The sequence below is a fragment of the Pseudomonas monteilii NBRC 103158 = DSM 14164 genome, assembly GCF_000730605.1.
Lineage (GTDB): Bacteria > Pseudomonadota > Gammaproteobacteria > Pseudomonadales > Pseudomonadaceae > Aquipseudomonas > Aquipseudomonas monteilii.
Map to the genome: position 1 here is coordinate 14351 of NZ_BBIS01000039.1, position 14627 is coordinate 28977.

General features: G+C 63.1%; 13 protein-coding genes and 1 pseudogene. 6 read left to right on the forward strand and 8 right to left on the reverse strand.

Annotated elements, in window-relative coordinates; all coding sequences use genetic code 11:
- Positions 1–8: 8 nt before the first annotated feature.
- Positions 9–1550, forward strand: coding sequence for a phosphoenolpyruvate carboxykinase (locus tag PM2_RS20090; RefSeq protein WP_016714468.1), 1542 nt, complete (start codon positions 9–11; stop codon positions 1548–1550).
- A 147-nt stretch (positions 1551–1697) separates the two neighbouring features.
- Positions 1698–2138: an acyl-CoA thioesterase gene (locus PM2_RS20095; RefSeq protein ID WP_016714469.1), complete on the forward strand. Its 441-nt coding sequence runs from the start codon at positions 1698–1700 to the stop codon at positions 2136–2138.
- Positions 2139–2195: 57 nt separating this feature from the next.
- On the opposite strand, the pseudogene PM2_RS20100 reads toward PM2_RS20095, so the two are convergent.
- The 3 genes and pseudogenes from PM2_RS20100 to fdhD form a co-directional block, all read right to left on the reverse strand.
- A pseudogene (locus PM2_RS20100) lies at positions 2196–2677 on the reverse strand (glycine zipper domain-containing protein).
- 196 nt (positions 2678–2873) lie between these two features.
- A complete protein-coding gene (locus PM2_RS20105) occupies positions 2874–5219 on the reverse strand; it encodes an FdhF/YdeP family oxidoreductase (protein WP_028699548.1) in 2346 nt (781 codons plus the stop codon).
- Between the two features lie 5 nt (positions 5220–5224).
- The gene (gene fdhD, locus PM2_RS20110; protein WP_016714470.1) at positions 5225–6055 is read right to left on the reverse strand and encodes a formate dehydrogenase accessory sulfurtransferase FdhD; all 831 of its coding nucleotides are present in this window, start codon (positions 6053–6055) and stop codon (positions 5225–5227) included.
- Between the two features lie 177 nt (positions 6056–6232).
- Here fdhD and lysM point away from each other — a divergent pair, with 177 nt between their 5' ends.
- Positions 6233–6673 (forward strand): peptidoglycan-binding protein LysM, encoded by a 441-nt coding sequence (gene lysM / locus PM2_RS20115; protein ID WP_016714471.1) that lies wholly within the window; start codon positions 6233–6235, stop codon positions 6671–6673.
- Positions 6674–6723: 50 nt separating this feature from the next.
- Here lysM and yrfG read toward each other — a convergent pair whose 3' ends face one another.
- Positions 6724–7386 (reverse strand): GMP/IMP nucleotidase, encoded by a 663-nt coding sequence (gene yrfG / locus PM2_RS20120; RefSeq protein WP_028699547.1) that lies wholly within the window; start codon positions 7384–7386, stop codon positions 6724–6726.
- Positions 7387–7450: 64 nt separating this feature from the next.
- On the opposite strand from yrfG, the gene nudE reads away from it, so the two are divergent.
- On the forward strand, positions 7451–8017 hold the full coding sequence (gene nudE / locus PM2_RS20125) for an ADP compounds hydrolase NudE (RefSeq protein WP_016714473.1): 567 nt from the start codon (positions 7451–7453) through the stop codon (positions 8015–8017).
- On the forward strand, positions 8014–8832 hold the full coding sequence (gene cysQ / locus PM2_RS20130) for a 3'(2'),5'-bisphosphate nucleotidase CysQ (RefSeq protein ID WP_016714474.1): 819 nt from the start codon (positions 8014–8016) through the stop codon (positions 8830–8832). The genes nudE and cysQ overlap by 4 nt, the downstream gene beginning before the upstream one ends.
- Before the next feature lie 112 nt (positions 8833–8944).
- Here cysQ and PM2_RS20135 read toward each other — a convergent pair whose 3' ends face one another.
- The 4 genes from PM2_RS20135 to rfbC are packed head-to-tail and all read right to left on the reverse strand — an operon-like array spanning position 8945 to position 13205.
- Positions 8945–9400 (reverse strand): thioesterase domain-containing protein, encoded by a 456-nt coding sequence (locus PM2_RS20135; RefSeq protein ID WP_016714475.1) that lies wholly within the window; start codon positions 9398–9400, stop codon positions 8945–8947.
- Positions 9400–10806 (reverse strand): sigma-54-dependent transcriptional regulator, encoded by a 1407-nt coding sequence (locus tag PM2_RS20140; RefSeq protein WP_016714476.1) that lies wholly within the window; start codon positions 10804–10806, stop codon positions 9400–9402. The genes PM2_RS20135 and PM2_RS20140 overlap by 1 nt, the downstream gene beginning before the upstream one ends.
- Positions 10803–12617: a sensor histidine kinase gene (locus tag PM2_RS20145; protein WP_016714477.1), complete on the reverse strand. Its 1815-nt coding sequence runs from the start codon at positions 12615–12617 to the stop codon at positions 10803–10805. The genes PM2_RS20140 and PM2_RS20145 overlap by 4 nt, the downstream gene beginning before the upstream one ends.
- A 42-nt stretch (positions 12618–12659) precedes the next feature.
- Positions 12660–13205, reverse strand: a complete 546-nt coding sequence (gene rfbC / locus PM2_RS20150; protein ID WP_016714478.1) for a dTDP-4-dehydrorhamnose 3,5-epimerase — start codon at positions 13203–13205, stop codon at positions 12660–12662.
- Positions 13206–13483: 278 nt separating this feature from the next.
- On the opposite strand from rfbC, the gene aguA reads away from it, so the two are divergent.
- Positions 13484–14590, forward strand: a complete 1107-nt coding sequence (gene aguA / locus PM2_RS20155) for an agmatine deiminase (RefSeq protein ID WP_016714479.1) — start codon at positions 13484–13486, stop codon at positions 14588–14590.
- The last annotated feature ends 37 nt before the right edge of the window (positions 14591–14627 follow it).

Consider the following 14627-nt stretch of genomic DNA (forward strand, 5'->3'; position numbering starts at 1 on the left):
GGTATCTCATGACGCAAGCCAACAACACCGTGTACACCGACCTGAGCGTCGATGAGCTGGTAAAAGAAGCGCTGCAACGCGGTGAAGGCGTACTAGCCGATACTGGTGCACTGGTCGTGGAGACTGGTCACCGTACTGGCCGTTCGCCGGCTGACCGTTTCATCGTCGAAGAACCTTCCACCCAGGACGCCATTTCCTGGGGCCCGATCAACCGCAAGTTCCCGGCCGACAAGTTCGATGCCCTGTGGGACCGCGTCGAGGCGTTCAACAACGCCCAGGATCACTTCGTTTCCTACGTTCACGTAGGGGCGGCCGCCGAGCACTACCTGCCGGTGAAGATGACCACCCAGACTGCCTGGCAGAACCTGTTCGGTCGTTGCCTGTTCATCAACCCGGAGCAGTTCAACCCGGCTGGTCGCGACCAGTGGCAGGTCCTGAACGTCGCCAACTTCGTGTGCGAGCCTGAGCGTGACGGCACCAACTCCGACGGTTGCGTGATCATCAACTTCGCCCAGAAGAAAGTGCTGATCGCAGGCATGCGCTACGCCGGCGAAATGAAAAAAGCCATGTTCTCGGTACAGAACTTCCTGCTGCCGGCTGCCGACGTACTGCCAATGCACTGCGCGGCCAACATCGGCGAAGAAGGCGATGTGACCCTGTTCTTCGGCCTGTCCGGTACTGGCAAGACCACCCTGTCGGCCGACGAAAGCCGTTACCTGATCGGTGACGACGAGCACGGTTGGGGCGAAGGCGTTGTCTTCAACATGGAAGGCGGCTGCTACGCCAAGTGCATCGACCTGTCCGAGAAGAACGAGCCGGTCATCTGGAAAGCCATCAAACACGGTGCGGTGCTGGAAAACGTCGTGCTCGACGCCAACAAGCACGCTGACTACACCGATGTCAGCCTGACCCAGAACAGCCGTGCGGCCTATCCGCTGGAGCACGTTGCCAAGCGTTCCGAAGCGAATCTGGGCGGCGAGCCTAACGCAGTCATCTTCCTGACCTGCGACCTGACCGGTGTTCTGCCACCGGTTTCGATCCTGAACAACGAGCAGGCGGCCTACCACTTCCTGTCCGGCTACACCGCGCTGGTCGGTTCGACCGAAATGGGTTCGGGCGGCGGCATCAAGTCGACCTTCTCCACCTGCTTCGGCGCACCGTTCTTCCCGCGCCCGGCAGGCGAGTATGCCGAGCTGCTGATCAAGCGTATCAACGGCTTCAACTCCAAGGTCTACCTGGTCAACACCGGCTGGACCGGCGGTGGCTACGGCGTTGGCAAGCGCTTCAGCATCCCGACTACCCGTGCCGTGATCGCTGCGATCCAGAGCGGCGCGCTGGTCGGTGCTGAAACCGAGCACCTGGATATCATCAACCTGGACGTGCCGAAGGCCGTTCCGGGCGTTGAAACCGAGCTGCTCAACCCGCGCACCAACTGGGCTGACAAAGCTGCCTACGACGAGGCCGCCAAAGGCCTTGCCAAGCTGTTCATCGAAAACTTCAAGAAGTTCGAAGTTTCCGACGCCATCAAGGCTGCTGGTCCACAGCTGTAAGCTGAGCCCGCGCAACGAGAGAGCCGCCCTTAGGGGCGGCTTTTTTGTTCCTGAAAATCAGTGCGGTCATTGTGGGAGCTCAGGCAGCGCAAATCTGGATTTTCTGTTTCACTGTCAGCACCAATTGCGAAGACTAGAGCCAGACAGATGACCGAATCCCCTCAGCGCACTGCCTTCTTCCATTTCCACCCCATCCTTACCCGCCCTCAGGACAACGACCTGAACGGCCATATCGCCGGCGCCACCGTGCACGGTTTCTTCGAGACGGCCATTCAAGCGTTTCTTGTAGAGCAGGCCGAGCTGGACCTGCGTGACGGCGAGTTGGCGGCCTTCGTGGTCAGTTCGGCGGCGGACTTCTACGCGCTGCCGGGCTTCCCGGATGTGCTGGAGGTGGGCTTGGGGGTAATGCGCCTGGCGGGCAGCACGGTGGAGTACCGCCTGGCGCTGTTCCGTCCAGGCGAGCCGGAGGCGTGCGCGGCAGGCACGGTGGTGCAGGTGTTCATCGAACGTGCCAGTGGCCGGCCTGTGACGCTGCCAGAGGCGCTGCAGGTGATCCTGTCCGGCCTGGTGCTGGAACCACAGGCATAAAAAAGCCCCGCCGGCAGGGGGGCGGGGCTTTTGTTGCCGGGGCGAGGCCCTCAGGCATTAGTCGCGCCAGTGGCGCTTGTGCTTGCGGTGGCCGTAGTGGTGGCCACGGTCCCAGTGGCGACGGTCGTCGTCGTAGCCACGACGGTAACGGCGGCCATCGTGGTAGTCGTCCCTGTCGGCCTCCTTGCCCAGGTAGTTACCCAGTGCGCCACCGGCACCACCGCCGGCTGCTGCGCCAATGTAGCTACCGGTGGTGCCGCCCACCGAGCGACCCACCACGTTGCCGCCTGCGGCGCCCAGTGCGCCGCCGATAGCGGCCTCACCGCGCTGGCGCTTGTCGGCGCCCAAGGCACCGCCGGCTGCGCCGCCAAGACCGGCACCAATGGCGCCACCGGTGCTACCACCGATGGAGTTGCCCACCACTGAGCCCAGTACCCCACCCAATGCGCCGCCAATGCCGGCCTCGGTGTGCCGCCTGCCATGGCCACGCCGCTGAGCAAGCTAAAAGACAACAACAGAATCGAGGAGTACTTCTTCATCAAGAGAGCCTCATAAGGATGACGAGGCGAATGTGAGGCTATCGAGCGTGGCTGGCAATGGAAATCCGACGAGTAACACGAGTTGTACACAATTCTCTAAGTTACTGTATTTGCTGTGAAACTTTATCGATTTTCGGCTGTCTGAGACCTTTATGACAAAGCCCTGAGCCGTTACGGAACAGGGCTTTTTTCGTTTTTACAGGATACGCCCCCCGTCCAGCGCCCGCTCCAGTTTGATGGCGATGAACTTCGAGGTTGGCGTATGGCTGCCATCGCCAATGCTCTCCAGCGGCACCAGCGGGTTCACCTCGGGGTAGTACGCCGCCGCCTGCCCGGCCGGGATATCGAAGGCCAGCAGGGTGAAGCCCTGCACCCGGCGCACATGCTCATCCCCCCACAACGAGACGATGTCCACTTTCTGCCCCGGCTGGAAGCCCAGGCGGATGATGTCGGCTTCGTTGGCAAACAGCACCTCGCGCTGGCCGCGCACACCACGATAGCGGTCGTCCAGGCCGTAGATGGTGGTGTTGTACTGATCGTGCGAACGCATCGATTGCATGATCAGATCCGGCAGTTGGCCGCTGGTGCGCACGCGCTCGTCGAGCAACGTATCCGGCAGCAGGTTGGCCTTGAAGTTGGCGCGGCCGGTGCTGGTCTTCCACTCGCGGCTGGCGGCGCTGTTACCCAGGTAGAAGCCGCCGGGGTGTTGCAGGCGCTGGTTGAAATGACTGAAGCCCGCGATGGTATCGCCGATCAGGTCGCGAATACGGTCGTAGTCGGCCACCAGCCAGTGCCAGTCCACCGGCTGCTTGCCCAGAGTAGCGGCGGCAATGCCGGCTACCACTGCCGGTTCCGAGCGCATCTGTGACGACAGAGGCTTCAGCTGCCCGTTTGAGGCATGGACCATGCTGAACGAGTCTTCCACCGTGACAGCCTGCGGCCCGTCGGCTTGCAGGTCGATGTCGGTGCGGCCAAGGCACGGCAGGATCAGTGCCTGCTTGCCATGCACCAGGTGGCTGCGGTTGAGCTTGGTGCTGATGTGCACGGTCAGTTCGCAATTGCGCAGCGCCTGGGCGGTACGTTCGGTGTCTGGCGTGGCTTGGGCGAAGTTGCCGCCAAGACCGATGAATACCTTGGATCGGCCATCCAGCATGGCGTGGATCGCTTCGACGGTGTTGTGGCCGTTGTGCCGCGGTACGGGGAAGCCGAAGCGTTTTTCGATGGCATCCAGCAACGCGACCGGTGGGCGTTCGTTGATGCCCATGGTGCGGTCACCCTGCACGTTGCTGTGCCCGCGTACCGGGCACAGGCCTGCGCCTGGTGCGCCAATGTTGCCGCGCAGCATCTGAAGGTTGACGATTTCCTGGATGGTCGGCACCGAGTGGCGGTGCTGGGTGATGCCCATCGCCCAGCACATGATCACCCGTTTGCCGCGGCAGTACATGCGCGCGGCCAGTTCGATATCCGCCAGTGTCAGGCCGGACTGTGCCTGGATGTGTTCCCATGATGTGGCATCCACCACTGCCAGGTACTCGTCGACGCCATGGCCATGTTCAGCGATGAACGCGTGATCGAACACGGCCGGTTCGCCGTTGGCCTGGGCCTCGCGTTCCCACTGCAGGACGAACTTGGCCATGCCGCGCAGCATCGCCATGTCGCCGCCCAGCGCCGGGCGGAAGAAGGCGGTGTTGGTCGGCCGGTCGCTGTTGGTGAGCATCTCCAGCGGGTTTTGCGGGTGCTGGAAGCGCTCCAGGCCACGTTCCTTGAGCGGGTTGATACACACCACCTGGGCGCCACGCTTAACCGCATCGCGCAGCGGGTCGAGCATGCGTGGGTGGTTGGTGCCAGGGTTCTGGCCCCAGACGAAAATCGCATCGGCATGCTCGAAGTCGTCGAAGGTGACGGTGCCCTTGCCGACCCCGACGCTCTGCCCCAGGGCAACGCCACTGGCTTCGTGGCACATGTTCGAGCAGTCGGGGAAGTTGTTGGTGCCGTAAGCACGCACGAAAAGCTGGTACAGGTAGGCCGCTTCGTTGCTGGCGCGCCCCGAGGTATAGAACTCGGCCTGGTCAGGGGTGGCCAGTTTGTTCAGCTCGCGGGCGATCAGGGCGAAGGCAGCATCCCAGCTGATGGGTTGGTAGCGATCGCTGGGGGCGTCGTAGACCATTGGCTCGGTCAAACGGCCTTGGTATTCCAGCCAGTAGTCGCTCTGTTGTAGCAGCGACGTGACGCTATAGCGGGCAAAGAAGGCAGCATCCACGCGGCGCTTGGTCGCTTCCCAGTTAACCGCCTTGGCGCCGTTCTCGCAGAACTTGACCATGCCGCTTTCCGGCGAGTCGCCCCAGGCGCAGCCGGGGCAGTCGAAGCCGCCATTCTGGTTGGTTTTGAGCAGGGCGCGAATGTTCTTTAGCGCGTTGTCGCTGCCGACCCAGGCCTTGGCCACGCTGCGCAGTGCGCCCCAGCCACCGGCGGGGCCGTGGTAGGGCTTGTAGCGAGGGGTGGAGGCTGGGGCGTTGTCCGGAAGGGGCTGGTACGAGGTCACGGCTGTTACGACTCCGCCGCTGGGCTGTAGACCCGCGGTGCGCTGTGCTTGGGCAAATGGATGAGGTTGAGGTTGTGCTTGCGCGCCCATTGCAGGGCAAGGCCGGTGGGCGCCGACAGGCTGACCAGGGTCTGGATGCCGGCACGCAGCACCTTCTGGATCAGCTCCAGGCTGCAGCGGCTGGTGACGATGGCCAGGCCGCCCTGGCTGTCGATGCCTTGGCGTAGCAGTGCGCCGATCAGCTTGTCGAGGGCGTTGTGCCGGCCGATGTCTTCGCGGCCGAGCAGCAATTCGCCATGGCGGTCCATGAACAGCGCTGCATGTACGGCGCCGCAATGTTGGCCCAACGGCTGGAAGGCATCGATACGCTCACGCAGGCCGGCCAGCCACTGGGCCGGGGGCAAGGGCGCACCGGGCAGCACGGCCAGGTCCGGCAGGGCCTGCTCCAGCGCTTCGACCCCACACAGGCCGCAACCACTGGTGCCGGCCAGTTGTCGGCGCTGGTTTTTCAGGTTCCAGAAGGCCCGACTGGAGATTTCCAGGTCGGCATACATCGCCGAACCGCTGCCGGAGAGCTTCAGGTCGTAGATTTCTGCCGTGCCTTCGACAATGCCGCTGCCAACGCTGAAACCGACGGCAAAGTCTTCCAGGTCGGTGGGGCTGACCAGCATCACTGCCTGGTTGAGGCCGTTGTAGACGATGGCCAGGGCTACTTCTTCGGCCAGCGGCGTGCTGTCACGTTTGGCGTCACTGAGCTGGACGTAATCGTAGGTGTTGCTGGCGGCGGGCATGGACAAGGGCGATGAGGCCGCGCAGACCGGAGGTTTGCTGTTCATCAGGGGCGTTGAATACCGGCGGCTTTCTGATAGCACAAGCCTAGGCTTGCGAGCCGGCGGCGTCTAATCGCTAGGGTCTATGCCGTGATAGACCGCGTCGATTGGTCGCACAGGGGCGGGAGTGGAAAAGCTGGCCTAGACTCGTGTGTCCGAGGTTTCGTCAACAAGGAGAACGCAATGAGCCTGTTCAGTTTCGTGAAGGAAGCCGGCGAGAAGTTGATCGACCTGCTGACCCCCGGTAACGCCAATGCCGAAGAGCAGTTGAAGAAGCACGTGGAAAGTGTCGGCCTGGGCAACCCGAACATCAGTGCCACTGTAGAGGGTGACAAGATTATCCTCAAGGGTGAGGTGGCCAGCCAGGAGGAGAAGGAGAAGATCATTCTGGCGGCGGGCAATATCAATGGAGTAGCCAGTGTGGAGGACCAGATTACCGTGACCGGGCCGGTGGTGGCGGCGGCCAGGTTCGTTACGGTGAAGAAGGGCGACACGCTGTCGGCCATCTCGGTGGTGGTTTACGGCAATGCCAACCAGTACAACAAGATTTTCGAGGCCAATAAGCCGATGCTCAAGCATCCGGACAAAATTTATCCGGGGCAGGTGCTGCGTATTCCTGAGTGATCTCTACTGCCTGTGAGGGCCTCTTCGCGGGCTTGCCCGCGAAGAGGCCCTCACAGGCCGACCAACAATTCCCGGTAATCCTCGACCGCTGCAAATTCCTCGGTATCCCGCGGCCCTGCCTGGCTATCCGGCTGGCGTACCGCCAACAAATGCCCTACACCAAACCGCCGCGCACTGCGCAAAATCGCCAGCGTGTCATCGATGAAAAGGCTGCGCGCCGGCTCAAAACCGATATCCGCCTGCAACGCATTCCAGAACTGCGGGCTCTCTTTCGGGTAGCCATAATCGTGCGAGCTGATCAGCCGCTCGAAATACGGCGCCAGCTCTACCCGCTCCAGTTTCAGCGACAACGAATCACGATGCGCATTGGTAATCATCACCACCCGCTTGCCGGCTTGGCGAATCGCCGCCAGGAAAGTGTCGGCATCCGGCCGCAGGGCAATCAGGTCGGCGATTTCCTGCTTCAGCTCGCGAATCGGCAGGCGCAACTCGCGGCTCCAGAAGTCCAGGCAATACCAGTTCAGCGTGCCGGCATTGCGTTCGAACAGCGGCTGCAGCTCCATTTCCGCCATGGTCCGGCTTACCCCGTGCAGCTCGGCATAGCGTTGGGGCAGGTGCTCCAGCCAGAAGCGGTTGTCGTAGTGCAGGTCGAGCAGGGTGCCGTCCATGTCCAGCAGGACGGTATCGATGGCAGACCAGGGAAGAACAGGCATGGGAAACTCTCGTTCAGTCGGCAAGCCACGGTATAGTAACCCGTTCACGCCAAGGAGCCGCCCCATGCGCCAGAAACCCACCGTCCTCAGCCGCGAAATCGTCGCCAGCAGCCGCCTGTTCCGCGTCGAAGCCGTGCAATTGCGCTTCAGCAATGGCAATGAGCGTACCTACGAGCGGTTGGTGGGCCGGGGCAACGGCTACGGCGCAGTGATGATTGTGGCCATGCTCGACGCCGAGCACGCCGTGCTGGTGGAGGAGTACTGTGGCGGCACCGATGAATACGAGCTGTCGTTGCCCAAGGGCCTGATCGAACCGGGAGAAGACGTGCTGGCGGCCGCCGACCGGGAGCTCAAGGAAGAAGCCGGTTTTGGCGCGCGTCAGCTGGAGCATCTGACCGAGCTGTCGCTGTCGCCGGGCTACATGAGCCAGAAGATCCAGGTGGTGTTGGCCAGCGACCTGTACGAAGAACGCCTGGAAGGCGACGAGCCAGAGCCGATGCGGGTCGACAAGGTCAACCTGCGCGAGCTGTCGGCATTCGCCATGCACCCGCAGTTCACCGAAGGACGCGCCTTGGCGGCGCTGTACCTGGCGCGTGACCTGCTGATTCAGCGGGGGCTGCTGGAGCTATGAACGACCTGCAACTGATGCATGAAGTGGTCAAGCTGGCGCTGATGGCGGGCGAGGCGATCCTGCCGTTCTGGCGCGCCGATGTTGCGGTTACCAACAAGGCTGATGACTCGCCGGTAACCGCCGCCGATCTGGCAGCGCACCGGGTAATTGCCGATGGCCTGTTGGCGCTGGCCCCGCACATTCCGGTGTTGTCCGAAGAAGATTGCAACATTCCGCTGGCCGAGCGCCAGGGCTGGAGCCGCTGGTGGCTGGTCGACCCGCTGGACGGCACCAAGGAATTTATCGCGGGCAGTGAGGAGTTCACGGTCAACATCGCCCTGGTTGAAAACAGCGAGGTGGTGTTTGGCGTGGTGTCGATGCCGACCAATGGGCGCTGCTACTTTGGTGGGCGCGGTTTGGGGGCTTGGCGTGCGGAGGCCGGTGAGGTTGCCCAGCCTATCCAGGTGCGCAACGCACCGGCACAGGGCGAGCGTTTTACCGTGGTGGCCAGCCGTCGGCATTCCAGCCCGGAGCAGGAGGCGCTGTTGGCCGGGCTGGGTGCAGCGGTAGGAGAGCTGGAGCTGGCCAATATCGGCAGTTCGTTGAAGTTCTGCCTGTTGGCTGAGGGCAGCGCCGATTGCTATCCGCGCCTGGCGCCGACGTCGCAGTGGGATACTGCGGCGGCGCAGGGGGTGGTGGAAGGGGCTGGTGGCGAAGTGATCGGTTTGGATGGCTTGCCGTTCCGCTACCCGGCGCGGGATTCGCTGCTGAATCCGTATTTCCTGGCATTGCCGGCCAATGCTAAGTGGCGCCAGGCCTTCCTGAAGCTGATCTGACGTGTATCACCCTACCCTGTAGGAGCGGGTTCACCCGCGAAGAATCCAGCGCGGTGCATGGCACCGGCTTCGCCGGTGTTCGCGGGTAAACCCGCTCCCACAGGGATCCGCGTTAGCGGTGCAACACGTACTGGCCGCTGAATTTCACGGCAGGCTCGTCACTGCCGACATTGCTCACCGTGGTCTCCAGCGTCAACCGCGCCCGCCCGCGACGCTGGTACATGTTCACGAACCGCTCCCAGGTTTTCTCATCCGGCGCCGTGCAGCGCGCCACCGCTGCGCCGGTAACCGGCAGCGGGTAACTGATCTGCCCCTCTTGGATGACGATATGCCCGTCATCGATCCCCAGCTCACGCAGGCGCAGGTGCAGCCAGCCCCAACCCGCCAGCACCGCGGCGCAGTACAAGCTGCCGCCGAACATGGTGCTCTTGTGGTTGACGTTGGCCGCCAGTGGCAATTGCAGGCGCAGGGTGTGCTGCTGCCAGTCGAGTACTTCCAGCCCCATTTCGCGGGTCAGGGGGATGTCGCTGTGCAGGACGGATTGCAGGTATTGGCTATCGGTGTTCATCAACGGTTGTCCTCATGGTCGTCATGCCCGCCGCTGCCGCCGTCAAAGCTCAAGCCGTGCTTGCGCAGCTTGTCGTGCAGGGTCTTGCGGGGGATGCCCAGCGCCTCGGCCAGGCTGCGCATGGAGCTGTGTGGCTGGGCCAGTTCGGCAGCGATCAGCGAGCGTTCGAACTGCTCGACCTGTTCGCTCAGGTTGCCAATCAGCGCTGGTGCTGCGGGTACTGCTGCCGGTGGCGCCTGACCGTCCAGGGCCAGTTCCAGGCCAAGGGCGAAGCGTTCGGCCGCGTTCTGCAGCTCGCGTACATTGCCTGGCCAGTCGTGGCGCAGCAGCACGGCGCGCTGGGCTGGTTGCAGGGTGTGCGGTGGCAGGCCATGACGCTGGCTGGCAGCGTCGGCGAAGTGCTGGAACAGCACCAGAATGTCGTCGCCGCGTTCGCGCAGCGGTGGAATACGCAGCGGTGCCACGTTCAGGCGGTAGTACAGGTCAGCGCGGAAGCGGCCTTGGTCGGCAGACTGGCGCAGGTCTTCCTTGGTCGCGGCGATGATGCGGATGTCCAGCGGGATCAACTGGTTGCCGCCCAGGCGTTCGACTACCCGCTCTTGCAGCATGCGCAGCAGCTTTACCTGCACATCCAGGCTCATGCTCTCGATTTCGTCGAGGAACAGCGTGCCGCCGTTGGCAAACTCGAACTTGCCGATGCGGCGCTTCTGCGCGCCGGTGAACGCACCGGGCTCATGGCCGAACAGTTCGCTCTCGACCACCGACTCGGCCAGCGCACCGGCATTGATTGCCACGAACGGCCCCTCGCGACGGCTGGACAGATCGTGCAGGGCGCGGGCCACTACCTCCTTGCCTGCGCCGGTTTCACCCAAAATCAGCACATCGGCGCGGGTACCGGCCAAGGCGCCGATCTGTTCGCGCAGGCGCAGCATGGACGGCGAATGGCCTACCAGTCGGGTGGCCAGTTGCTGGCGGTCGCTCAGCGCCAGGCGCAGGCTGCGGTTGTCCAGTACCAGGCGGCGCAGGGCCAGGGCGCGGCGTACGCTGTCGAGCAGGGCGTCTGTGGCAAAGGGTTTTTCCAGAAAGTCATAAGCCCCGGCGCGCATCGCCTGCACCGCCAGCGGCACATCGCCGTGGCCGGTAATCAGCAGCACCGGTAGCTCACTGTCGCGGCCATGCAATTGCTCCAGCAGTTGCAAGCCATCGATGCCGGGCATGCGAATGTCGCTGACCACCACGCCGGGCCAATCGGCCTCGATACGGTCGGCCAGGCCTTGGGCATCGGCCAGGGCGACCACCTTGAGGCCGGCCAGGTCCAGGGTCTGGCTCAGTGCCTGGCGCAGGTGCGGGTCATCGTCGACCAGGATGACCTGGGCTCGGTTGTCGATCAGTGTCTCGGTGGTCATGCCGAGGTGTCCTCCGAATTGGGCAAAGTAGCGCCAGGCGCGGCCACGCGCAGCTGCAAGGTCAGCAGCGCGCCCCCTTCCGGGTGGTTGGCCAGCAGCAGTTCACCGCCCAGGGCACGCATCAGGCTTTCACAGATGGCCAGGCCCAAGCCCAGGCCCTGGGTGCGGGTCTTGGTGGTGAAGAATGGCTCCTTGGCGTGCTCCAGGGCCTGGCGGCTGAAACCGGGGCCGTTGTCGCGGATGTACAGGTAGACGCAGTCATCGCGTTGCTCGGCACTTAGCCACAAGCGGCGCGGGTTGGCTTTTTCGGTCAGGGCGTCGAGGGCGTTGGCCAGCAGGTTGCCCAGTACCTGACGCAGGCGGGTTTCGCCGGCTTGTACCCACAAGGTGGCCTCGGGCAGGTCGCGGATCAGCTCCACGGCCATGGCCCGGCGGCGCTTGGCCAGCAGCGCCAGGGCATCGTCCAGGGCAGGCTGCAGGGCTACGCTCTCCGGGGCGTGCCGGTCGCGGCGGGCGAAGGCACGCAGGTGGGCGATGATCGAGGCCATACGCCCAGTCAGTTCGCCAATCAGCTTGAGGTTGTCGCGGGCGTCTTCGGTGCGTTGGTGGTCGAGCAGGATCTCTGCGTTTTCCGCGTAACTGCGAATGGCCGCCAATGGCTGGTTCAGCTCATGGCTGATGCTGGCCGACATGGTGCCGAGAACCGACAGCTTGCCGGCCTGCACCAGTTCGTCCTGGGCACGCACCGCTTCCTGCTGAGCGTTCTCGCGCTCCAGCACGGCACTTTTGAGGCGGGAGTTGAGGCCTTCGAGATCGGCCGTACGTTCGGCCACACGCTTTTCCAGCTGCTGGCGGCCACGGGCCTCGAAGTCGATACGGTCGATGTAGTGGCGGCGCCGCTGCATCACCAGCCCGGCCAACAGCATCACCACCAGCAGGGTGCCTGCGCCGATGGCCATTACCGTCTGTACCGAACGGTCGACCAGTAGGCGAGGGGCGAGAATGCTCACTTGCCAGCCGGTTTCCTTGATATCGCGGGTCTGGGTGATCCAGGCGTCCGGGTTTAGCACCAGCGGTTGCGGTGCCTGGGTCGGGTAGGGCTGGATGGCGATGATGGCCTGGCGTTCGGCTTCGGTCAGCACACGGGTAGCGCGGAAGCGCCAGTCAGGCCGCGAGGTGAGGATGACCACGCCATTGTGGTCGGTCAGCAACAGCTGCTCGGGGGTGCGGCCCCAGAGGGTCTCGGTGTGGTCGAGGTCAACCTTCACCACCAGCACGCCAACGACTCGCTCACGGTCCCGCACGGCGGCGGCAAAGAAGTAGCCGCGTTTGGCCGAGGTGGTGCCCTGGCCGAAAAAACGGCCCAAGTGGCCGGCCATGGCTTCGTTGAAGTAGGGGCGGAAGGCGAAATTGCGGCCGACGAAGCTGTCGTGTTTGTCCCAGTTGGACGCGGCCAGGGTGTTGCCGCTGATGTCCATCAGGTACATCACTTCGGCGCCGGTCTGCTGCACGATGTCCTTGAGCAGGCGGTTGGCGTTGGTTACTGCTTCCAGGCGGAACGGGTCGGCCAGTACACCCCGCAGCGCCGGCAGGTCGCCAAGGATTTGTGGCAGGGTCTCATAACGGTGCAGGGTGCCGAGCAGGTTGGCGACGTACAGGTCGAGGGTCTGGCGGTTCTGCGAGGCCAGCTCATCCTGGTAGTAACGCTCGGCCAGGTGGTGCAGGGGCCATAGGAGCGGGGCCAGACACAGGGCCAACAAGGCCAGGCTGCGCCAGCGGGGACGGCGTGGGGGCGTGGGTTTTGCAATCATCACGTAAATGCGCCAGAAAAGTCTGGCGCAATTATGCGCTAGTTAAGGCAGCAGTTCCGCCTCTGCCAGTGGCAGGCCGACCTTGTCCTTGTCTGATAGCACCGGGGGTTGCTGCAGCCCCCAGTTGATTGCCAATTGTGGGTCGTCCCAGCGGATGCAGCGGTCGGCGTCCGGGTTGTAGTAGTCGGTGGTCTTGTAGAGAAACTCGGCCGACTCGCTCATTACTGCAAAGCCATGGGCGAAGCCGGGTGGAATCCACAGTTGACGGTGATTGTCGGCCGACAGATGCACGGCGACCCATTGGCCGAACGTTGGCGAACTTTTGCGCACGTCCACGGCGATATCACGGATTTCCCCCTGCACTACGCGCACCAGTTTGCCTTGGGTGTTTTTCACCTGGTAATGCAGCCCGCGCAGTACGCCCTTGATGGAGCGTGAGTGGTTGTCCTGGACGAATTCGGCTTTCACGCCAGTTTGCCGTGCGAACTCACGCGCGTTGAATGCTTCGAAGAAAAAACCACGGCTGTCACCGAAAACCTTCGGCTCGATGATCAGTACCTCAGGGATTGCAGTAGGAATGATGTTCATAGCGGCTCGCTGGCCCGTTGCCCAAGTATTGACCCTAGTCGGCCCCGCTGGAATTTTCCGCCGGGAGCTGTAACAGGATGCATAAGGTGTGGCTATGGTAGACGTCAGACTGCTATCGGCACCAGACAAGGATAAATTAGGTTCGATTGTTATCGATACAAATTCGTCATTTGAGCGGAAAAGTCCCGACCATCGGGCTTTAAATGTCGATATATATCGGTTATAAATTCACAAACGCCCCAGCACAGTCCGGCTCAGGGCCATCACAGAGGTCACCCATGAAAACCCTCAACACCACGCCCCGTGCCGATGGTTTCCACATGCCCGCCGAGTGGGCCCCGCAAACCCAGGTGTGGATGGTCTGGCCGGAGCGCCCGGACAACTGGCGCCTGGGCGGTAAGCCTGCCCAGGCGGCCCACGTCACCTTGGCCAAGGCCATTGCCCGCTTCGAGCCGGTGACCGTCGCAGCCTCTGCCGGCCAGTACGAAAATGCCCGCCGCCAGCTCGACCTGCCGAACATTCGAGTGGTCGAAATCAGCAACGATGACGCCTGGGTGCGTGATACCGGCCCGACCTTCGTCATCAACGACCAGGGTGAAGTGCGTGGTGTGGACTGGGGCTTCAATGCCTGGGGCGGCTTCGATGGCGGCCTGTATGCACCCTGGAACCGTGACGAGGAACTGGCCGCCAAAGTGCTGGAGATGGAGCGCTGCCAGCGCTACCACACCGAAGGCTTCGTGCTTGAGGGCGGCTCGATTCACGTGGACGGCGAAGGCACCGTGATCACCACCGAGGAATGCCTGCTCAACCGCAACCGCAACCCGCACCTGAACCGCGAGCAGATCGAAGCGGTGCTTCGCGACCAGCTGGCGGTCGATACTGTGGTGTGGCTGCCGGATGGCCTGTACAACGACGAAACCGACGGCCACGTCGACAACTTCTGCTGTTACGTGCGCCCAGGTGAAGTGTTACTGGCCTGGACCGATGATTCCAACGACCCCAACTATGCGCGCTGCCACGCGGCCATGGAGGTGTTGAAGAACACCCGTGACGCCAAGGGCCGTGAGTTTATCGTGCATAAAATGCCGATTCCGGGCCCGCTGTTCGCCACGGCTGAAGAGTGTGCCGGTGTCGATCATGTGGCCGGCAGCCAGGAGCGTGACCCGTCGGTGCGTCTAGCCGGTTCGTATGTGAACTTCCTGATCGTCAACGGGGGCATCATCGCGCCAAGCTTCGATGACCCGGCAGATGCCGAAGCCAGAGCGATCCTGGCGAAGATCTTCCCCGATCACGAGGTGGTGATGATCCCGGGTCGTGAGCTGTTGTTGGGCGGTGGCAACATTCACTGCCTGACCCAGCAGCAGCCGGCGCCGGTCAAGCGCTGAGCGCGGCGCGAATGAAGAGGCCCGTCATGTACGGGCC